This window comes from Burkholderia sp. LFS061 (assembly GCF_047978125.1).
Taxonomy (GTDB): Bacteria; Pseudomonadota; Gammaproteobacteria; order Burkholderiales; family Burkholderiaceae; genus Burkholderia; species Burkholderia pyrrocinia_C.
Map to the genome: position 1 here is coordinate 62,628 of NZ_JBFPFS010000029.1, position 20,540 is coordinate 83,167.

The window sequence follows — 20,540 nt, forward strand, 5'->3', positions numbered from 1 at the left end:
CGATCGGTCAGGCGGGCGGCGCACCGGCCGGCTTACTTCGCGGTCGGCATCGCGAATTCGGCGCCCTTGCCGATGCTCGACGACCAGCGCTGCATCACCGACTTCTGGCGCGTGTAGAAACGCACGCCTTCCTCGCCGTACGCATGCATGTCGCCGAACAGGCTCTTCTTCCAGCCGCCGAAGCCGTGCCACGCCATCGGCACCGGAATCGGCACGTTGATGCCGACCATGCCGACCTGGATGCGCCGGGCGAATTCGCGCGCGATGCCGCCGTCGCTCGTGAAGCACGACACGCCGTTGCCGAATTCGTGCGCGTTGATCAGGTCGACCGCTTCGCCGAAATCCTTCACGCGCACGCAGCCGAGCACGGGCCCGAAGATTTCTTCCTTGTAGATCCGCATGTCGGGCGTCACGTGATCGAACAGCGTGCCGCCGGTGAAGAAGCCTGCCTCGCGGCCCGGCACGCGCAGCCCGCGCCCGTCGACCACCAGTTGCGCGCCTTCGCTCACGCCTTGCTCGATATAGCCTTCGATGCGCTTCAGCGCTTCGCCGGTGACGATCGGGCCCATCTCGACTTCCGGTTGCATGCCGTCGCCGATCACCAGCTTGCGTGCGCGCTCGGCGACCGCCGGCACGATCCGGTCGGCCACGTCGCCGACCAGCACCGCGATGCTGATCGCCATGCAGCGCTCGCCGGCCGACCCGTACGCGGCGCCGATCAGCGCGTCGACCGCCTGCTCGATGTTCGCATCGGGCATCACGACGAGATGGTTCTTCGCGCCGCCGAGCGCCTGCACGCGCTTGCCCGACTGCACCGCGCGCTGCTGCACGTAGGCCGCGATCGGCGTCGAGCCGACGAAGCTGACGGCCTGCACGTCCGGATGGTCGAGCAATGCGTCGACGGCGCCCTTGTCGCCCTGCACGACGTTGAACACGCCGGCCGGCAGCCCGGCCTGCGTGAGCAGGTCGGCGATGAACAGTGCCGCCGACGGATCGCGCTCGCTCGGCTTCAGCACGAACGTGTTGCCCGTCGCGATCGCGACCGGGAACATCCAGCACGGCACCATGCACGGGAAGTTGAACGGCGTGATGCCCGCGACCACGCCGAGCGGCTGGCGCATCGTCCAGTTGTCGATGCCGGTGCTGACCTGGTCGGTGAAGTCGCCCTTCAGTAGCTGCGGCACGCCGCATGCGAATTCGACGATATCGATGCCGCGCGCGACTTCGCCCTGCGCGTCGGAAAACACCTTGCCGTGCTCGGCCGTGATGATTGCCGCGAGCGTGTCGCGGTGCTCGTTCATCAGCTGCAGGAAGCGGTGCAGCACGCGCGCGCGACGGATCGGCGGCGTCTCGGCCCAGGCCGGGAACGCCGCGTTGGCCGAAGCGACGGCCCGCTGCACTTCGCTGTCGTCGGCAAGCGCCACGCGGCGCACCGCGCGGCCGAGCGCCGGGTTGAGGACGTCCTGGAAGCGGCCGCTGCGGCCGGCGACGGGCGCGCCGTCGACATAATGGCCGACGTCGGCGTCGGATGTGTACGCGGGAACCGGATTCATCGTGTCTCCTGGGGGATGAAGGGGGAACGGAACCCAGTCTAGGGAAACCGGCCGCGCGGGAGAAGGCCGCGAAACTTGATTCACTGTTCAGAATTATGAATAATTGGTGAATGAATCAGCAAAATGTCCAGGCGCTCTGGCCGCATATCCATTCACTGACGGTGCTGGCCGCGGCCGGCAGTTTCACGGCCGCCGCGCAGCGGCTCGGCATCAGCAAGGCCGCGATGAGCCAGCGCATCGCCGATCTCGAAAAGGCGGCCGGCGTGCCGCTCGTGCGCCGCACGACGCGCAGCGTGCGGCTCACCGATGCGGGCCAGACGCTAGTCGATAGCACGCGCGACGCGTTTGAGTCGATCGGGCAGCATTTCGCGCGCGTGAAGGATCTGGCCGGCGAGCCGCGCGGCCTATTGCGCGTGACGGCGCCGGTCGCGCTCGGGCGCCAGCAGGTCGTGCCGCACCTGCCCGATTTCCTGCGGCAGCATCCGGGCGTGCACATCGAACTCGACCTGTCGGACCGGTTGCATTCGCTGACTCAGGAAGGTTTCGACCTCGCGATCCGCCATACGACCACCGCGCCGCAAACCCACGTCGCGTGGAAGCTGTGCGACACGCGCTCGCTGCTCGTCGCGAGCCGCGACTACCTCGACGCGCGCGGCGCGCCGCGGCACCCGAGCGAACTCGTCGATCACAGCTGCCTGTGCTACCTGCGCGACAACGAACCGGCCGCATGGAGCTTCGAGCCGGACGGCCGGCGGCGCCAGCGCGTGAGCGTGCCGGTGCGCGGCAGTTTCGCGGCGAACAACAGCGAGGCGATGCGCGAGGCCGCGCTCGGCGGGCTCGGCATCGCGCTGCTGCCCGATTTCAGCGCGCGGCGCGATCTCGACGCCGGCCGGCTCGTCGCGCTGCTCGACGGCTGGCGGCCGTCGGGCGCGTTCGGCGACCACATCTTCGCGATCCGTCCGTACAGCCCGGTCGTGCCGAGCGCGGTGCGCGCGCTCGTGCGGCACCTGCGCGAACGGCTCGCGGGCGGCTTCTCCGGCGCGTGACGCCGGTGCCCGCGGCGCCGCGCCGTGGGCTGCCCGGGCGGGCGGGGCGGCGCTGCGGTAAAATCGCGGCTTCCTCCCGCGCCTCGTGTGGCGCGACATTCGAAGGTCGACAGCCGATGCAGATTCACAAGGAAGTGGACGCGCGCGGGCTCAATTGCCCGTTGCCGATCCTGCGTGCCAAGAAAGCGCTTGCCGATATGGAAAGCGGGCAGATCCTCAAGGTGCTCGCGACCGATCCCGGCTCGCAGCGCGATTTCGCCGCGTTCGCGAAGCAGACGGGCAACGAGATCGTCGAATCGACGACGCAGGACAAGACCTTCGTGTTCCTGATGCGCCGCCGCTGACGGCCTGCCTCGCGCGCCCGGCCGTGGCGTCCGCTCGCGGTGCGCGGGCCGGCCACGCCCGGCGCCGGCCGGTCGAGCCTCTGACAATTCTTAAACCTCGCTTCGTGAACGGCTGCGTATACTGACCCGGCCGGTCGTCCGCTTGCAGTGGAGGCGCCGGCCACGGTACGTCGTACGGCGGGCACGGGGGCCATGCCTGGCGGTACCGTCGTACAACGGGGAGAGGACATGTCCTTCAGACCAGGGACCTATCGAAGTCCGTCCGGAGCGGAATGCATTGCGCCCGAGCGCGCGTCGGAATTGAGCCGTATCGAGCTCGATCCGCAACAGGACCGCCACGCGCGTGCCGCGCTGGAGGCCTATGCGGATTCGGCAGCAGTCGAGATGCCGTGGCTGGCCGAGTGGCTCGACGAGCGGCTGCGCGATGCCGCACAGGACGACGGCTCGGGCCCGACCTACTGCGGTGCGACGATCGAACGCGTGTTCGATCTGGCGCAGGCATGGGCGGCGGGCCAGCCGGACTACGCGGCCACCGCGTGGGAGCGCGTGCGCGGGCAGTTGCAACGGATGCTTGCACAACCGGCGCTGTCGCAACCGCTGTTGCGGCGCCTGCCTGCCGACGATTTCGCCGAGCCGGTGGCCCGCATCGCGGGCGTCGATTAGGCGTCGGATTGCGCGACGGGAAGGATTATTCGAAGAAAGAACGGTAGTCCGCGCAATTTATTGGCGAATTTCATACTACTATGATGAAATCGCCGGTTCGTCCGTGCCCCGTTTTTGAGATATTTAGCCGGGGTCGCCGGTTTGCGCAGGTGGCGCGAGCGGCGAACGACGGCTCGCCGGCCGGTATCCGGAAGCTGCGCGCGTGCTGTGCGGTAGGGTGGGTGCCGGGGAGCTGAACTGGACGAATCGATTTCGCTTTGCGGGGTGCTATGAGAATTGCTGTACTGGATGACGATCCGGCCCAGACGGATTTCGTCAGTCAAACGCTGACTGCCGTTGGCCATACATGCTATGCGTTCAAGGAAGGCAAGGCCCTGAAGAAGCGTCTGCAGCGCGAAACGTTCGATCTGCTGGTGCTCGACTGGAACGTGCCCGACATGTCCGGCGAGGAAGTGCTCAAGTGGGTGCGCGCCAACCAGACCGAGCACAGCCTGCCGATCATCTTCATGACGAGCCGCGACGACGAGGCGGGGATCACGCAGATCCTCAACGCCGGCGCCGACGACTACGTGGTCAAGCCCGTGTCGGGCCCGATCCTGCGCGCGCGCATCGGCTCGCTGCTGCGCCGCGCGTATCCGGTCAACGCCGAGGCGACCGTTCGCGAATTCGATCAATTCCGTTTCGACGTGAACCTGAAGCAGGCCTACGTCGGCGACAAGCCGGTGAGCCTGACGCAGAAGGAATTCGAACTCGCGCTGCTGCTGTTCCAGCATCTCGACCGGCCGCTGTCGCGCGCGCACATTCTCGATCTCGTGTGGAAGCAGGCGACCGACATCCCGTCGCGCACGATGGATACGCACATCTCGATGCTGCGCACCAAGCTCGGCCTGCGGCCCGAAAACGGCTACCGCCTCGCGCCGATCTACGGCTACGGCTACCGGCTCGAGCGGGTCGGCCAGGGAGAACCGGAGTGACGTCGGGAATCACGCAGCGTACTGCGAACCTGCGCACGATGGCGCTGCGCACGGCCTGCGCGGTCGCGTTTGCGTTCGCCGCGCAGCATGCTGCAGCACAGCCTCCCGCTGCCGCGGGCAAGACGGTCGTCTACCGCACGCAGGCCGGCGACACGCTGTACGACGTCGCCGCGCGCTACCTGCAGGGCGCGGACGACTGGCAACTGCTCCAGCAGATCAACGGCGTGCCCGCGCCGAAGCACCTGCAGCCCGGCGTCGCGCTGAAGCTGCCGGTCGCGCGCCTGCGCAAGGAAAAGCTGACCGCGCGCGTCGTCGCGGTACAGGGCACGGCCGAGCGCGCGTCCGGCGACGCGTACGCGCCGCTGGCGAACGACGCGACGCTCGTCGAGGGCGACCGCGTGCGCACGGGCGCGAACGGCTTCGTGACGATCGAACTCGCCGACGGCACGCACATGAGCCTGCCGCCCGACAGCCAGCTCGACCTGAAGGCGCTGCGCCGCACGGTGCTGACCGGCACGCTCGATCGCCAGTTCGAACTCACGCGCGGCTCGGTCGACAGCGAAGTCACTCATCTGAAGAAGCGCGACGATCGCTTCCAGATCCGCTCGCCGTCGGTCGTGGCCGGCGTGCGCGGCACGCGCTTTCGCGTGAACTACGACGCGGCCGGCAGTGCGTCGACGCGCGTCGAAGTGCTCGACGGCACCGTCGGGGTCGCGGGCGGCCGGCAATCGGCCCGCTCGACGCTCGTGCATGCGAACTTCGGCAGCGTCGCGACGTCGTCCGGCGCGGTCGGCGCGCCTGTCGCGCTGCTGGCCGCGCCGACGCTCGCGCATCCCGACAAGGTGCAGGACGAGCCCGACGTCGCGTTCGACGTCGCGCCGCTGGCGAACGCGCATGCGTACCGCGTGCAGCTCGCGCACGATGCGGGGCTGCTCGACCTGTTCCGCGAAACGCGCACCGATTCGCCGCGCGCGGTCTTCCGCGACGTACCGAACGGGAACTACTTCGTGCGGATCGCCGCGATCGATGCCAACGGCCTCGAGGGGCTACCGCGCACCTACGCGTTCGAACGTCGCGTGATGGGGCTCGACGCGAGCGCGTCGCCCGGCGCGGATGGCTACGGGTTCCGCTGGTCGCCGAACGGTTCGGGCAAGGACGCGCGCTACCGGTTCGTGCTGTCGCGCTCGAAGGACCTGAGCGCACCGGTCGTCGACCAGGTCGGCCTGCGCGCGCGCCAGATCACCGTCGCGCACCTGCCGCCGGGCGATTATTTCTGGGCGGTGACCGTCGAGGAGTTCGAAGGCGGCAAGTTCTACGAGAAGACCAGTCCGGTCAGCGCGTTCACGCTGTCGCGCTGACCCGCGGCGCATGAAACCCGACTCCGTTTCCCCGCGGCGGCATCTCGGCCGCCGCTTCCTGATCGAATGGATCGCGATCGGCTGCCTCGGGATCGCGGTCATCCTCGCGTGTGCGCTCGGCCGCCTGTCGTCGAGCGTCGACGGGCTGATCTACGACCGGCTGCTGATGCTGCGCAGCCTGCCGCTGTCCCCCGACGTGGTCGTCGTCGACATCGACAACCAGAGCGTGTCGGCGCTCGGCCGCTGGCCGTGGCCGCGCGACGTGCATGCGCGGCTGCTCGACACGCTGGCGCGCGCGCAGCCGGCCGCCGTCGTCTACGACGTGTTGTTCACCGAGCCGTCGCCGGAGGATCGCGCGTTCGCGGACGCGATGAGCCACGTGCCGACCTTCCTGCCCGTGCTGCTGAGCCCCGAGCAGGCGGACGGCACGCGTACCGTCGAACCGCCGGTGGCCGCGCTCGCGGCGCGCGCGACTGGGCTCGGTCACATCAACCTCGAAGTCGATCCCGACGGTATCGTGCGCAGCGTCGCGCTGTTCGAAAGCGACGGCCGCGTGCGCTGGCCACAACTGATGGTGCCCGTGTACCGCGCGATCCAGGCCGGCCGGCTGCATCCGGCCGGCGGCGCGCCGGGCGCGAACGCGCACGACCTGGCGCACGACGCGGCCGGCGACGGCCGCTACCTGATCCCGTTCAGCCGCAACACGCCCGCTTATCCGACGCTGTCGTTCGACGATGTGCTCGAGGGGCGTGTGAAGCCCGACGCGCTGCGCGGCAAGATCGTCGTCGTCGGCGTGACCGCTTCCGGGCTGTACGACCGTTTCGCGACGCCCGTATCCGGCGATTTCGGCCCGCTCGCCGGCGTGTATATCCACGCCAACGTGCTCGACATGCTGGCGACCGGCAGCGCGATCTCGCCGGCGTCGCGCGCGGGGCTGTTCGCCGCGTCGCTGCTGCCGCTCGCCGCGCTGCTGGGCGGCTTCCTGATGCTGTCGCCGTGGCGCGCGCTGCTGCTGACGCTGAGCCTCGCCGCGCTCGCCGTCGTCGCGAGCATGGCGCTGCTGTTCGAGGCGCGCATCTGGCTGTCGCCGGCGCCGGCGATCTTCGGGCTGATCGCCGTCTACCCGATCTGGAACTGGCGGCGCCTCGAAATGACGATGTCGTACCTGCGCCGCGAACTGCAGCGGCTCGCCGACGAGCCGCACCTGCTGCCCGAGGCGCCGCGCACGCGCAGCGTCGGCGGCGACGTGCTCGAGCGCCAGATGGCGCTGATGGCGCAAGCCGCGCAGCGCGTGCAGGACATGAAGCGCTTCGTGTGGGACAGCCTCGACAGCATGCCCGAGCCGATCTTCGTGACCGACCTGGACGGCACCGTGCTGATCGCGAACCATGCGGCGAAGCGCTACGGGTCGCGCCTCGCGCTGCCGCTGCCGGAAGGGCGGCCGCTGCGCGCCGCGCTCGGCGAGCTGACGTTCATGAAGACCGTCGACGGCAACGCCGAACACGATGCGGCGATCCGCGAGCACTGGCCGGCCGCGCTCGACCCGACGCTCGAGGCCGAGCACGACGCGATGGCGCGCGGCATCGAGGTGCGCGACCGCGACGGGCTCGACCATCTGTTACGCTACGCCGCCTGCACGAACGCGCAGGGCCGCGTGACGGGCTGGATTGCCGGCCTCGTCGACGTGACCGAACTGCACGCGGCCGAGCGGCATCGCGAGGAAGCGCTGCACCTGCTGTCGCACGACATGCGCTCGCCGCAGGCTTCGATCCTCGCGCTCGTCGAGATCGAGCGCGACCGCGTCGACACCGATGCGATGCGCGGGCTGCTCGCGCGGATCGAGCGCTACGCGCACCGCGCGCTGTCGCTTGCCGACGAGTTCGTGCAGCTGGCGCGCGCGGAGTCGCAGGCGTACCAGCTCGAAGCGACGAGCCTCGTCGACGTGCTGATCGATGCGAGCGACGAGGTATGGCCGCAGGCGCAGGCGAAGCACATCCGCATCGACACCAACGTCGGCGCCGACATGTGCTGGGTGCGCGCGGACCGCTCGCTGATCACGCGCGCGTTCGTGAACCTGCTGAACAACGCAGTCAAATACAGTCCGTCCGACACCGTGATCACGTGTACGCTGACGGTCGAGCACGCGTCGAAGCGGATGTTCTGTACGATTCGCGATCAGGGGTACGGCATTGCGCCGGAAGATCATCGGCATCTGTTCGAGCGTTTCAAGCGATTCCATGCCGGCGAGCGGCCCGAGATCCCGGGTTCCGGGCTCGGCATGGCATTCGTGAAGACGGTCGTCACGCGCCATGGGGGCAGCGTGTCGGTCGACAGCGAAGTGGGTGTCGGCACCGCGGTGACGGTGTCGCTGCCCGCGATCGACGAGCCGTCCGCCTGACAGGGCCGGGCACGACGGCAGGATTGGGGAAAGCCATGAGAAAGGAATGGGCAGCGACCGCGCTGGCGGCGTCGTTGTTGACGGGTTGCGCCGGCGTGACGAGCGGCGTGAGTGCGGTCGGGCAGCCGAATGCATTCGCATCCGGCGCGCACGGCTACGATTTCGTCCGGACGGCCGCGCAGGCCAACGATGCCGAATACCGGCAGATCGAGACGCTCGTGCGCGACGAACTCGCGCGCCGCGGCTTCGACGCGCAGCCGCTCAAGGACGCGCGCTACCGGCTGTCGATCGCGTATGCGACGCAGCCGGCGGCGGTCGCGGCCAGCGCCGACCAGTGCGGCGCCGCGAGCAGCGCGTGTGTGGCGGTCGACGGGCCGTTGCCGCCCGCGCTGCCGTTCGCGGGTAGCGTGTATCGCCACGTGCTGACGCTGCGTTTCGTCGATGCGAAATCGGGCGCCGACGTCTATCGCGTGACGGCCGCGCTGCGCGATCACGAACCGGCCACGCAGCAGGCCGCGCCGGCGCTCGTGAAGAGCGCGCTCGCGAAGCTGCCGTTCGGCGATGGAGGCGGCTGGCTCGTGAAGACGAAAAAAGACGACGCGGGCGGAATGCCGGGCGTCGTCTCGGTTAAGCCGGCCGAAGCGCGCTGAGCGCCGGCCGGTGAGGTGAGGGCGGGCTCGCCGGGGCGAGCCCTTGCCGCGCTCAGGCGGCCGATTGCGCGCCGCCGCGCGTGCGCAGGTATTCGTCGAACTCCGCGCCGACTTCCGGGTGGCGCAGTGCGAATTCGACCGTCGCCTTCAGGTAGCCGAGCTTGCTGCCGCAGTCGTAGCGCGTACCCTGGTACTTGTAGGCCAGCACCTGTTCGTCGGCGAGCAGCGCCTGGATCGCATCGGTGAGCTGCAGTTCGCCGCCCGCGCCCGGCTTCAGCGCGCGCAGGTGTTCGAAGATCCGCGGCTTCAGGATGTAGCGGCCGACCACGCCGAGGTTCGACGGCGCGACTTCCGGCGCGGGCTTCTCGACGATCGCCGACATCTTGACGATCGACTCTTCCCATTCCTTGCCGTCGACGATCCCGTACGACTTCGTCTCCGACGGCGGGATCTCTTCGACGCCGATCACCGAGCTGTGATAGTGGTCGAACACATCGACCATCTGCTTCATCACGGGCGGGTTGCCGTCGAGCAGGTCGTCCGCGAGGATCACCGCGAACGGGTTGTCGGCCACCAGCTTCTCCGCGCACAGCACCGCATGGCCGAGGCCGAGCGCTTCCGGCTGACGCACGTAGAAGCAGTCGACATGGCTCGGCTTGATGCTGCGCACGAGCTCGAGCAGCTTTTCCTTGCCGCGTGCCTCGAGCTCGGCTTCGACCTCGTACGACTTGTCGAAATGATCCTCGATCGCGCGCTTGCTGCGCCCGGTGACGAAGATCATCTCGGTGATGCCCGCGGCGATCGCTTCCTCGACTGCGTACTGGATCAACGGCTTGTCGACGACCGGCAGCATTTCCTTCGGGCTCGCCTTCGTTGCCGGCAGGAACCGCGTGCCGAGGCCGGCAACGGGGAATACCGCCTTGGTGACTTTCAACATGATCGAACCTTTATTCCTGTAATCGACTTGTCAGACGATGTATGTTCACGTCCGCATTATAGTGAACGCAAACGGCCTTACGGTTTGTTACGCAGGCAACCGATCGAGCTGCGCACGCAGTTTCTCGAGCGTGCTCTGGAATTCGGCGACGCGTTTCTGCTCCTGTTCGACCACGGCCGGCGGCGCTTTCGCGACGAATGCCTCGTTGCCGAGCTTCGCGTTGCACTTCGCGATCTCGCCCGTCAGGCGCGCGATTTCCTTCGACAGGCGCTCGCGTTCGGCCGCGACGTCGATTTCCACCTTCAGCACCAGCTTGTTCGGGCCGACGATCGCGATCGGCGCGCCGTGCGCTTGCCGGTCGAGCGTCGCTTCGTCCGCGAGGATCTGCACTTCCGACAGGCGCGCGAGCGCCTGGACGTACGGCGCGAACGAGCGCAGGCGCTCGGCATCGCCGGCCGCGAGCAGCGGCACCTTCGTCGCCGGCGACAGGTTCATCTCGCCGCGCAGGTTGCGGCATGCGTCGACGATCGCCTTCAGGTCGGCCGCCCACTGCTCGGACGCCTCGTCGATCTTCTGCAGGTTGGCAACCGGATAGGCCTGCGTCATCAGCGACGCTTCGCCCTCGGCCTTGCCTTGCGGATAGCGGCCCGCGAGCGGCGCGACCTTCTGCCAGAGCGCTTCGGTGATGAACGGGATGACCGGGTGCGCGAGGCGCAGCACCGTCTCGAGCACGCGCAGCAGCGTGCGGCGCGTGGCGCGCTGCTGTTCCGGCGTGCCGTTCTGGATCTGCACCTTCGCGAGTTCGAGATACCAGTCGCAGTACTCGTCCCACACGAACTTGTAGATGCTGGTCGCGACGTTGTCGAAGCGGTAGTCGGCGAAGCCCTTCGCGATGTCGGCCTCGGTACGTTGCAGCAGCGACACGATCCAGCGGTCGGCCGCCGAGAAGTCGAGGTAGCCGCCGGGGCCGCAGTCGCCCGCGCCGCAGACTTCCGGCTTGTCGGCGCCGCAGTCGTGGCCTTCGCAGTTCATCAGCACGAAGCGCGTCGCGTTCCACAGCTTGTTGCAGAAGTTGCGGTAGCCTTCGCAGCGCGCGAGGTCGAAGTTCACGTTGCGGCCGAGCGTCGCCATCGACGCCATCGTGAAGCGCAGCGCGTCGGTGCCGAACGCGGGAATGCCGTCCGGGAATTCCTTGCGCGTCTTCTTCTCGATCGTCGCGGCCTGCTTCGGATTCATCAGGCCCGTCGTGCGTTTCGCGACCAGCGTCTCGAGGTCGATGCCGTCGACGATGTCGATCGGGTCGAGCGTGTTGCCCTTGCTCTTCGACATCTTCTGGCCTTCCGCGTCGCGCACGAGGCCGTGCACGTAGACGGTATGGAACGGCACCTTGCCCGTGAAGTGCGTGGTCATCATCACCATCCGGGCGACCCAGAAGAAGATGATGTCGAAGCCCGTGACGAGCACCGACGACGGCAGGAAGTGCTTCAGTTCAGGCGTCTCGTTCGGCCAGCCGAGCGACGAGAACGGCACGAGCGCCGACGAGAACCACGTGTCGAGCACGTCTTCGTCGCGCTTCAGCGCACCCGTGTAGCCTTGCGCGGCGGCCTTCGCGCGCGCGTCTTCCTCGCTGCGCGCGACGAACACCTCGCCGTTCTCGCCGTACCACGCGGGGATCTGGTGGCCCCACCACAGCTGGCGCGAGATGCACCAGTCCTGGATGTTCTCGAGCCACTGGTAGTAGGTGGTCGTCCAGTTTTCCGGGACGAACTTGATCTGGCCGCTGCGCACGACGTCGAGCGACGTTTCGGTGATCGACTTGCCGGGATTGAACGTGCCTTCCGGCGCCGGCTTCGTCATCGCGACGAACCACTGGTCGGTCAGCATCGGCTCGATCACGACGCCCGTGCGGTCGCCGCGCGGCACCATCAGCTTGTGCGGCTTCACGGAGTCGAGGAAACCCAGCGCGTCGAGATCGGCGACGATCGCCTTGCGCGCGTCGAAGCGGTCGAGGCCGCGATACTGCTCGGGGCCGTTATCGTTGATCTTCGCGTCGAGCGTCAGGATCTCGATCGGCACGAGGTTGTGGCGCAGGCCGACCTGGTAGTCGTTGAAGTCGTGCGCGGGCGTGACCTTCACGACGCCCGTGCCGAACTCGCGGTCGACGTAGTCGTCGGCGATCACCGGGATCTCGCGGCCGGTCAGCGGCAGCGTGACGAGCTTGCCGATCAGGTGTGCGTAGCGCTCGTCTTCCGGATGGACCATCAGCGCGACGTCGCCGAGCATCGTCTCGGGGCGCGTCGTTGCGACGGTCAGCGAGCCCGAGCCGTCGACGAGCGGGTAGCGGATGTGCCACAGGTGGCCGTTTTCCTCTTCGCTCGCGACTTCGAGATCCGACACCGCGGTGAGCAGCACCGGATCCCAGTTGACGAGTCGCTTGCCGCGGTAGATCAGGCCCTGTTCATGGAGCGTGACGAACACGTCGCGCACGGCGGCCGACATCTTGTCGTCCATCGTGAAGTATTCGCGCGACCAGTCGGTCGATGCGCCGAGGCGGCGCACCTGGCCCGTGATCGCCGAACCGGACTGCTGCTTCCATTCCCACACGCGCTCGACGAACTTCTCGCGGCCGAGGTCGTGGCGCGACACGCCCTGCGCGTCGAGCTGGCGTTCGACGACGATCTGGGTGGCGATCCCCGCGTGGTCGGTGCCGGGCACCCACAGCGTGTTCTCGCCGAGCATCCGGTGATAGCGGGCGAGGCCGTCCATGATCGTCTGGTTGAACGCATGGCCCATGTGCAGCGTGCCCGTCACGTTCGGCGGCGGCAACTGGATCGCGAAATCGGGGCGGGACGGATCGAACGCCGGGGCGGCATAGCCGCGTTTTTCCCACTCCGGCCCCCATTGGGACTCGATGGTATGGGGCTCGAAGCTCTTCGCAAGCGTGTTGTCGCTCATGTTGGAAATCTGCCGAAAAATGCGTGAATTGGATGCCGAATCCGACAATTATAAATGGATGCACATCGACCAGCCATCGCATTGCCGGCGCAGGCTTGTCGCGAAGCGGCCGCAACGCGCTTGGCGGCGCTCGACCGAACGGATCGGGAACGGCATCGCGCCGCCGACTTATAATGTCGGGTCCGCATTTTTCTCGCCCGTCCGCCGCCGCTCCATGCCCGATCTGCTCGCCAATCTGAACCCCGAACAACACGCCGCCGTCACGTTGCCGAACGAACCGGCGCTGATCCTCGCAGGGGCGGGCAGCGGCAAGACCCGCGTGCTGATCACGCGCATCGCGTGGCTGATCCAGCAGGGCTACGCGTCGCCGCCCACTGTGCTCGCCGTCACCTTCACGAACAAGGCCGCGCGCGAGATGATGGCGCGCCTGTCGGCGATGATGCCGATCGACACGCGCGGGATGTGGATCGGCACGTTCCACGGCCTGTGCAACCGGATGCTGCGCACGCACTGGCGCGACGCCGGCCTGCCGCAGACCTTCCAGATCCTCGATACGGCCGACCAGCTGTCCGCGATCAAGCGGCTGATGAAGGCCGCGAACGTCGACGACGAGAAGTACCCGCCGAAGAACGTCCAGTACTTCATCAACAACGCGAAGGAGCAGGGGCTGCGTCCCGACAAGGTCGACGCGACCGACAACTTCAACCGCAAGTTCGTCGAGCTGTACCAGGCGTACGACCAGCAGTGCCAGCGCGAGGGCGTCGTCGATTTCCCCGAGCTGCTGCTGCGCTGCTACGAGCTGCTGGCGTACAACGCGCCGCTGCGCGCGCACTACCAGGCGCGCTTCAAGCACATCCTCGTCGACGAGTTCCAGGACACCAACAAGCTGCAATACGCGTGGCTCAAGATGCTCGCGGGCGGCCAGAACGCGATCTTCGCGGTCGGCGACGACGACCAGTCGATCTACGCGTTCCGCGGCGCGAACGTCGGCAACATGCGCGATTTCGAAGACGAATTCCGCGTGCGCAACCTGATCAAGCTCGAGCAGAACTACCGGTCGCACGGCAACATCCTCGACGCGGCGAACCAGCTGATTTCGAACAACGCGCACCGCCTCGGCAAGAACCTGCGCACCGACGCGGGCCACGGCGAGCCCGTGCGCGTGTACGAGGCCAGCACCGATTCGCAGGAAGCCGGCTGGATCGTCGAAGAAATCCGCTCGCTGATCAACACCGGGATGGCGCGCAGCGAAGTGGCCGTCCTGTACCGCAGCAACGCGCAGTCGCGCTCGATCGAGCACACGCTGATGTCGTCGGGCATCCCTTACCGCGTGTACGGCGGCCTGCGCTTCTTCGAGCGCCAGGAAGTGAAGCATGCGCTCGCGTACCTGCGCCTGATCGACAACCCGAACGACGACACGGCGTTCGTGCGGGTGGTGAACTTCCCGACGCGCGGGATCGGCGCGCGCTCGATCGAGCAGCTCGCCGACGCCGCGCGCCTGTACGGCTGCTCGATGGCGGCTGCGATTCCGTACGTGACGGGCAAGGCCGGCACGAGTCTCGGCGGGTTCGCGAACCTGGTCGCGAAGATGCGCGCCGACACGCAGCAGATGAGCCTGCCCGAGACCGTCGAGCATGTCGTGCGCGCGAGCGGTCTCGCCGATTTCTACCAGGGCGAGCGCGAAGGGCAGGATCGTCTCGAGAACTTGCAGGAACTCGTGAACGCGGCTACCGCGTTCGTCGCCGAGGAAGGCTACGGGCTCGACACACCGGCCCGCTCGATCCCGCTGCGCGCGGGTGCGATCGCGGCGCCCGCGCTCGGCGCGGCGACGGACGATCCGGCGGTCGAGGTACTCGATCCGGCATCGCCGGGCGACCCGGCGCAGAACCCCGACACGATGACGCCGCTCGCCGGCTTCCTGTCGCATGCGTCGCTGGAGGCCGGCGACAACCAGGCGCAGGCCGGGCAGGATGCCGTGCAACTGATGACGGTGCACGCGGCGAAGGGGCTCGAATTCTCGGCCGTGTTCATCACGGGCCTCGAGGAAGGGCTGTTCCCGCACGAGAACAGCGTGCTCGAATCGGACGGCCTCGAGGAGGAGCGCCGGCTGATGTACGTCGCGATCACGCGCGCGAAGGAGCGGCTCTACCTGTCGTTCGCGCAGAGCCGGATGCTGCACGGCCAGACGCGCTACAACGTGCGTTCGCGCTTCTTCGACGAGTTGCCGGAGCACGTGCTGAAGTGGCTGACGCCGAAGGTCGAGGCCGGTTCGCGCTGGGGCGGGCGTTCGGACAACGCAGGATACGGGCGCGACTGGTTCGCGCGGCCGGGCGGCGGCAGCCGCGAGCAGATCGTCGATGCGGCGGTGTCCGCGCCGCTGCCTGCGTTCGCGGACAAGCAGCGCGCGGCCGGCGCCGGCTTCCGGGTCGGCCAGCAGGTGTTCCATACCAAGTTCGGCGAAGGCACGGTCACCGCGCTCGAAGGCAGCGGCACCGATGCGAAGGCGCAGGTGAAGTTCAAGCGGCACGGCGAGAAGTGGCTCGCGCTCGCGGTCGCGAAACTGCAGGCGGTGGAATGATGAGCATCGACATGGTTGCCACGCCTTCGACGCGCCCGCTCGGCATTCTGGCCGCGCTGCCCGAGGAACTCGGCGACCTGATCGCCGCGATGCGCGCCGACGGCGCGATGAAGACGGTCACGTTCGGCCGCCGCGATTACCATGTCGGCACCGTGCACGGCGCGGCCTGCGTGGTCACGCTCGCGCGGGTCGGCAAGGTCGCGGCCGCCGCGACGGTCAGCGCGCTGATCCACGTGTTCGGCGTGGCGGGCGTCGTGTTTACCGGCGTCGCGGGCGGCGTGTCGCGCACGGTGCGCGTCGGCGATGTCGTCGTGGCCGACATGCTGCTGCAGCACGATCTCGACGCGTCGCCGCTCTTTCCGCGCTACGAGGTGCCGCTGCTCGGCATCACGCGCTTCGCGACCGACGCGGCACTGACGGCCCGTCTCAGGGCCGCGTGCACGCTGTTCGTCGCGGAAGAGGGCGCGTTGTTCGCCGAGCGTTTCGGGCTCGCCGGCGCGACGCTGCACGCAGGGCTCGTCATCAGCGGCGACCGCTTCGTGTCGAGCGAGCGCGAGGTCGTCACGCTGCGCGACGCACTGCCGGACGCGCTCGCGGTCGAAATGGAAGGCGCGGCGATCGCGCAGGTGTGCGCGGAGCACGACGTGCCGTTCGCGCTGGTGCGCACGATTTCCGATACGGCCGACGATCACGCGACGCAGTCGTTCTCGCACTTCCTGTCGGCGATCGCGAGCAGCTATTCGTCCGGCATCCTCAAGCGTTTCCTGACGCTGCATGCGACGACGGCGGCCTGAAGCCGCCGTCGTTTTCTCCGTACAAGCCTTTGGGCCGGCCGCGGCGCGCACGCCGCTGCCGGCTTGTCACGCCTGTTTGCGCCGGCTGCTTTCGAGGTTCGGCAGGAACACCGTCAGCACGCCGATCAGCGGCAGGAACGAACACACCTTGTAGACGAACGTGATGCTCGTCGCGTCGGCGAGCTGGCCGAGCACGGCCGCGCCGACGCCGCCGAGGCCGAACGCGAAGCCGAAGAACAGGCCCGCGACCATCCCGACCTTGCCGGGCATCAGTTCCGTCGCATAGACGAGGATCGCGGCGAACGCCGACGCCAGCACGATGCCGATGATCACGGTCAGCACGCTCGTCCAGAACAGGTTCGCGTACGGCAGCAGCAGCGTGAACGGTGCGACGCCGAGGATCGATACCCAGATCACGTACTTGCGGCCGATCCGGTCGCCGACGGGCCCGCCGATCAGCGTGCCGGCCGCCACGGCCGCGAGGAACACGAACAGGTGGATCTGCGCGGCCTGCACCGACAGGTGGAACTTGTCGATCAGGTAGAACGTGAAATAGCTGTTGATGCTCGCGAGGTAGAAGTACTTCGAGAACACGAGCAGCACCAGCACGCCGATCGCGCCGATCACGCGGCCGCGCGACAGCGTCGGGTGGCCGGCCGCCGCGGCCTTCTTCTTCATCGACGGATGTTTCTTGTACCAGTGGCCGATCTGCGTGAGCACGACCATCGCGACGAGCGCGGCCGCCGAGAACCACGCGATGCTGCGCTGGCCGTGCGGAATGATCACGAGCGCGGCGAGCAGCGGCCCGAGCGCGGAGCCCGCGTTGCCGCCGACCTGGAACACCGACTGCGCGAGCCCGTGCTGGCCGCCCGACGCCATCCGCGCGACCCGCGACGATTCGGGATGGAACACCGACGAGCCGCAGCCGACGAGCGCCGCGGCCACCAGCAGCACGGGGAAGCTCGGCGCGACCGACATCAGCAGCAGCCCCGCGAGCGTGAAGCCCATGCCGACCGGCAGCGAATACGGCTTCGGACGCTTGTCGGTATAGAGGCCGACGAGCGGCTGCAGCAGCGACGCGGTGATCTGGTAGGTGAGCGTGATCAGGCCGATCTGCGCGAACGACAGCGCGAACTGGCTCTTGAGCATCGGATAGATCGCGAGGATCAACGACTGGATCATGTCGTTGAGCATGTGCGAGAAGCTGATCGCGCCGAGCACCGGATAGACGGTGCGCGATGCGGGGGGCGCGGACGGCTGCGCGGCGGTTGCGCCGGCGGCTCCGGTGTCGAGGCTGGTTTCCATGTGAGCTGAACGAGTTGAGGTAACGGGCGCGCTCTGATGGGGATCGGCGCGTTTCGAATCGTTGATGCGTCAAAGAAGTGTAATGTGGCGTATCGAGAATGTCAGGCCAAGTTTTATCGCGAATCGGACATTCATCCGACAGATCGGCCGTTACCCGTTTTTTTGACCGGGTATAACGCTGGCGGCGCGTCTGCCTGACTGCGAGGCCGCGCCAGGGCCCGGTGCGTGTTTTACCGGACTCAAGAAACGGCGGTGGCGGCCGTAGAACGACCCAATGACCACAGGTGCGCCGCGCCCGGCACCGGCTACCCGCCGTGCAGGCGCAGGACGCGCGGCATGGCCTGCCATCGCGGACCGCCGGAACCGACCTTTCCGGCAGCGTGATCCATACGGGGATATATCGATGAAAGCAGCATCATTGCATCCGCAGCCAGGTGCGGCCGCCGCGGCACCCGACGTTGCCGCCGGTCGCGCCGCACGGCGCTCGCGCGCGGCGCGTCGCGAGCGCCGGCCGTGGACCGTCAAGGCGACCTTGCGCGCCGCGTTCGCGATCCTGCTGGCCGGCACGCTCGCGATCGGCGTGTTTTCGCTGTGGCAGATCAGCCGGCTGAACGCGTCGATCTCGTCGGTCTACGAGCAGGGCCACGTCGCGAGCCGCGCGGCGCAGGAAGTCCGGGCCGAGGTGCTGCGGGCGAGCCGTGCGCAGAAGATGCTGCTGACCGCGACCACCGCGAAGGAGCGCGACGAACTGGGCGCCGAGGTCGGCGCGGGGCTCGCGTCGATCGGCCAGGCGCTCGGCACGCTGCAGCGCTATGCGGATCCGGCCGACGCCGGCGATTCGGCGCGGCTGCGTGCGTTCTCGACGGCTGTCGGCACGTGGAGCGCGCATCTGCGCGATTTCGTCGCGCTCGTGCGCGCGCAGCCGCTTGACCTGTCGCAGATGAACTGGCAGGTCGGCACGCAGGACGTGTCGCTGCTGGTCGAAACCGGCAAGCTCGAAAAGCTCGTCGCCGAACTCGTGAAGACGCGCGGCGAGAAATCGAAGGCGACGCTCGATGCGTCCGCCACCATTTTCTCGTCGTCGTTCGCGATGATCGCGATCATGACGGCCGCGCTGATCGTGCTCGCGATCGCGATCGCCGAACGCGTCGTGCGGCGCCTCGCGTCGCAGCTCGGCGGCGAGCCCGCGCACGCGAAGGCGATTGCCGCCGACATCGCGCGCGGCGACCTGACGCGCCCGATCGCGCTCGGACGGCACGACCGCGACAGCATGGTGCGCGCGCTGGCCGAGATGCAGACGGGGCTCGCGGCGACCGTCGGCGAGATCGCCGTCAGCGCCGAGGCCATCGCGGCCGCGTCCGGCGAGATCTCGACCGGCAATCTCGACCTGTCGCGGCGCACCGAGCAGCAGGCCGTCGCGCTCGAACGCACCGCGGCCAGCATGGAGCAGCTCACGTCGACCGTGCGGCAGAACGCCGAGAATGCGCGGCAGGCGAGCACGCTCGCGGCCAATGCGTCGGCCGTTGCGGAAACGGGCGGTGAAGTCGTCGGGCGGGTGGTCGCGACGATGAGCGAGATCGATGACAGCGCGAAGAACATTCGCGAGATCATCGGCACGATCGAGGGGATCGCGTTCCAGACCAACATTCTCGCGTTGAATGCGGCGGTCGAGGCCGCGCGCGCCGGCGAACAGGGGCGCGGCTTCTCGGTGGTCGCGGGCGAGGTGCGCCTGCTCGCGCAGCGCGCGGCGACCGCGGCGAAGGAGATCCGCGCGCTGATCGGCGCATCGGTGGAGCGCGTCGCGAACGGCGCGGCGCTCGCGCACGACGCGGGCCGCACGATGGACGACGTCGTGCGCGCGGTCAAGCGCGTGACGGACATCATCGGCGAGATTTCCGCGGCATCGGACGAGCAGAGCGCCGGGATCGAGGAGATCGGCCGCGCGGTCACGCAGATGGACGCCGGCACGCAGCAGAATGCGGCGCTCGTCGAACAGGCGGCGGCTGCCGCGAACGCGCTCGACGAACAGGCGCAGGCGTTGAAGTCGCTGGTCGGCCGTTTTCGCATCGCGGCCTGAGCGCGCCCGGCCGCTCCGCGCTTACGATTTCTTCTGCTTGTCCGGATCGATGATGACCGTGCAGGTCGTGCCTGCCGACAGCACCACGTCGGCCGGCACTTCGTCGATCCGGATGCGCACCGGCACGCGCTGCGCGAGGCGCACCCAGTTGAAGGTCGGGTTCACGTCCGCGACGAGGTCGCGGCTTTGCGGGTTGTCGCGATCGTAGATGCCGCGCGAGATGCTTTCGACGTGGCCCTTCATCACGCCACCGCTCATCAGCCGCATCTCGGCCGGCGCGCCGATCTTCACGCGCGGCAGCTTGGTTTCCTCGAAGTAGCCGTAGACCCAGAACGAGTGGCTGTCGACGATCGCGAGCTTCGCCTGGCCGGCCACCGCGTAGTTGCCCTTGAACGTCTGCAGGTTCGTGATGTAGCCGTCGACCGGCGCGACGACGCGCGTGCGTTCGAGATTGAGCTTCGCGGCGTCGAGCGCGGCGATTGCCTGCTGGTACTGCGCATCGGCGCTCGACGCGCTGTGCGCTGCGTTCTCGCGGTTTTCCTTCGACACGACGAGCGCATCGAGATCCGCGCGGCGGGCCGCGTCGTCGCGGCGCATCTGCAGTTCCGCGCGGCGGGCGGCGACGGCCGCCTGTGCCTGCTCGACCGCGATCTGGTAGTGCGACGGGTCGATCTGCATGATCAGGTCGCCTTTTTTCACGAGCTGGTTGTCATGCACGGGCAGCTCGACGATCGCGCCCGACACGTCCGGCGCGACGTTGACGATCTCGGCGCGCACGCGCCCGTCGCGCGTCCACGGATCGTCCATGTAGTGCACCCACAGCGAGCGCCCGATCAGGATCGCGACGAGAAGGATGACGGCGGTCGCGACGAAGCCGAAGAGTTTTCTGAGAATCATGATGGTTCGGA

Annotated in this window: 15 protein-coding genes; 10 read left to right on the forward strand and 5 right to left on the reverse strand. The window is 68.2% G+C overall.

What is annotated here, in order from left to right; all coding sequences use genetic code 11:
- Positions 1-32: 32 nt before the first annotated feature.
- Positions 33-1,553 carry a CoA-acylating methylmalonate-semialdehyde dehydrogenase gene (locus ACNQQL_RS23570; RefSeq protein ID WP_347066073.1) on the reverse strand — a complete coding sequence of 507 codons (1,521 nt, stop codon included), beginning with the start codon at positions 1,551-1,553 and terminating at the stop codon, positions 33-35.
- A gap of 110 nt (positions 1,554-1,663) precedes the next feature.
- Here ACNQQL_RS23570 and ACNQQL_RS23575 point away from each other — a divergent pair, with 110 nt between their 5' ends.
- The 7 genes from ACNQQL_RS23575 to ACNQQL_RS23605 all read left to right on the forward strand — a co-directional run bounded on the left by ACNQQL_RS23575 (position 1,664) and on the right by ACNQQL_RS23605 (position 8,986).
- On the forward strand, positions 1,664-2,599 hold the full coding sequence (locus tag ACNQQL_RS23575; RefSeq protein WP_065500209.1) for a LysR family transcriptional regulator: 936 nt from the start codon (positions 1,664-1,666) through the stop codon (positions 2,597-2,599).
- A 116-nt stretch (positions 2,600-2,715) separates the two neighbouring features.
- Positions 2,716-2,943 (forward strand): sulfurtransferase TusA family protein, encoded by a 228-nt coding sequence (locus ACNQQL_RS23580; protein ID WP_006402122.1) that lies wholly within the window; start codon positions 2,716-2,718, stop codon positions 2,941-2,943.
- Between the two features lie 228 nt (positions 2,944-3,171).
- Positions 3,172-3,606: a peptidase gene (locus tag ACNQQL_RS23585; protein WP_204426221.1), complete on the forward strand. Its 435-nt coding sequence runs from the start codon at positions 3,172-3,174 to the stop codon at positions 3,604-3,606.
- A gap of 269 nt (positions 3,607-3,875) precedes the next feature.
- Positions 3,876-4,580, forward strand: coding sequence for a response regulator transcription factor (locus ACNQQL_RS23590; protein WP_034183383.1), 705 nt, complete (start codon positions 3,876-3,878; stop codon positions 4,578-4,580).
- Complete coding sequence (locus ACNQQL_RS23595; protein WP_347066076.1) at positions 4,577-5,938, forward strand: FecR family protein; 1,362 nt, start codon at positions 4,577-4,579, stop codon at positions 5,936-5,938. Before ACNQQL_RS23590 ends, ACNQQL_RS23595 begins: the two co-directional genes overlap by 4 nt.
- Positions 5,939-5,948: 10 nt before the next feature.
- Entirely contained in the window at positions 5,949-8,336 is a 2,388-nt protein-coding gene (locus ACNQQL_RS23600; protein WP_347066078.1) for a CHASE2 domain-containing protein, read from the forward strand.
- A 35-nt stretch (positions 8,337-8,371) separates the two neighbouring features.
- Positions 8,372-8,986, forward strand: coding sequence for a DUF4136 domain-containing protein (locus tag ACNQQL_RS23605; protein WP_347066080.1), 615 nt, complete (start codon positions 8,372-8,374; stop codon positions 8,984-8,986).
- Between the two features lie 52 nt (positions 8,987-9,038).
- Here ACNQQL_RS23605 and galU read toward each other — a convergent pair whose 3' ends face one another.
- Positions 9,039-9,923, reverse strand: coding sequence for a UTP--glucose-1-phosphate uridylyltransferase GalU (galU, locus tag ACNQQL_RS23610; RefSeq protein WP_347066082.1), 885 nt, complete (start codon positions 9,921-9,923; stop codon positions 9,039-9,041).
- 87 nt (positions 9,924-10,010) lie between these two features.
- On the reverse strand, positions 10,011-12,878 hold the full coding sequence (locus tag ACNQQL_RS23615) for a valine--tRNA ligase (protein ID WP_347066084.1): 2,868 nt from the start codon (positions 12,876-12,878) through the stop codon (positions 10,011-10,013).
- Positions 12,879-13,092: 214 nt separating this feature from the next.
- On the opposite strand from ACNQQL_RS23615, the gene ACNQQL_RS23620 reads away from it, so the two are divergent.
- Both ACNQQL_RS23620 and ACNQQL_RS23625 read left to right on the forward strand, forming a co-directional pair.
- Positions 13,093-15,456, forward strand: a complete 2,364-nt coding sequence (locus ACNQQL_RS23620; RefSeq protein ID WP_347066086.1) for a UvrD-helicase domain-containing protein — start codon at positions 13,093-13,095, stop codon at positions 15,454-15,456.
- Positions 15,453-16,250 carry a 5'-methylthioadenosine/adenosylhomocysteine nucleosidase gene (locus ACNQQL_RS23625; protein WP_347066088.1) on the forward strand — a complete coding sequence of 266 codons (798 nt, stop codon included), beginning with the start codon at positions 15,453-15,455 and terminating at the stop codon, positions 16,248-16,250. Before ACNQQL_RS23620 ends, ACNQQL_RS23625 begins: the two co-directional genes overlap by 4 nt.
- Positions 16,251-16,316: 66 nt before the next feature.
- Here ACNQQL_RS23625 and ACNQQL_RS23630 read toward each other — a convergent pair whose 3' ends face one another.
- Positions 16,317-17,555 (reverse strand): MFS transporter, encoded by a 1,239-nt coding sequence (locus tag ACNQQL_RS23630; RefSeq protein WP_347066090.1) that lies wholly within the window; start codon positions 17,553-17,555, stop codon positions 16,317-16,319.
- A gap of 403 nt (positions 17,556-17,958) precedes the next feature.
- Here ACNQQL_RS23630 and ACNQQL_RS23635 point away from each other — a divergent pair, with 403 nt between their 5' ends.
- Positions 17,959-19,632, forward strand: coding sequence for a methyl-accepting chemotaxis protein (locus tag ACNQQL_RS23635; protein ID WP_347066092.1), 1,674 nt, complete (start codon positions 17,959-17,961; stop codon positions 19,630-19,632).
- Positions 19,633-19,653: 21 nt separating this feature from the next.
- Here ACNQQL_RS23635 and ACNQQL_RS23640 read toward each other — a convergent pair whose 3' ends face one another.
- Positions 19,654-20,529, reverse strand: a complete 876-nt coding sequence (locus ACNQQL_RS23640; protein ID WP_014897260.1) for an HlyD family secretion protein — start codon at positions 20,527-20,529, stop codon at positions 19,654-19,656.
- Positions 20,530-20,540: the final 11 nt, after the last annotated feature.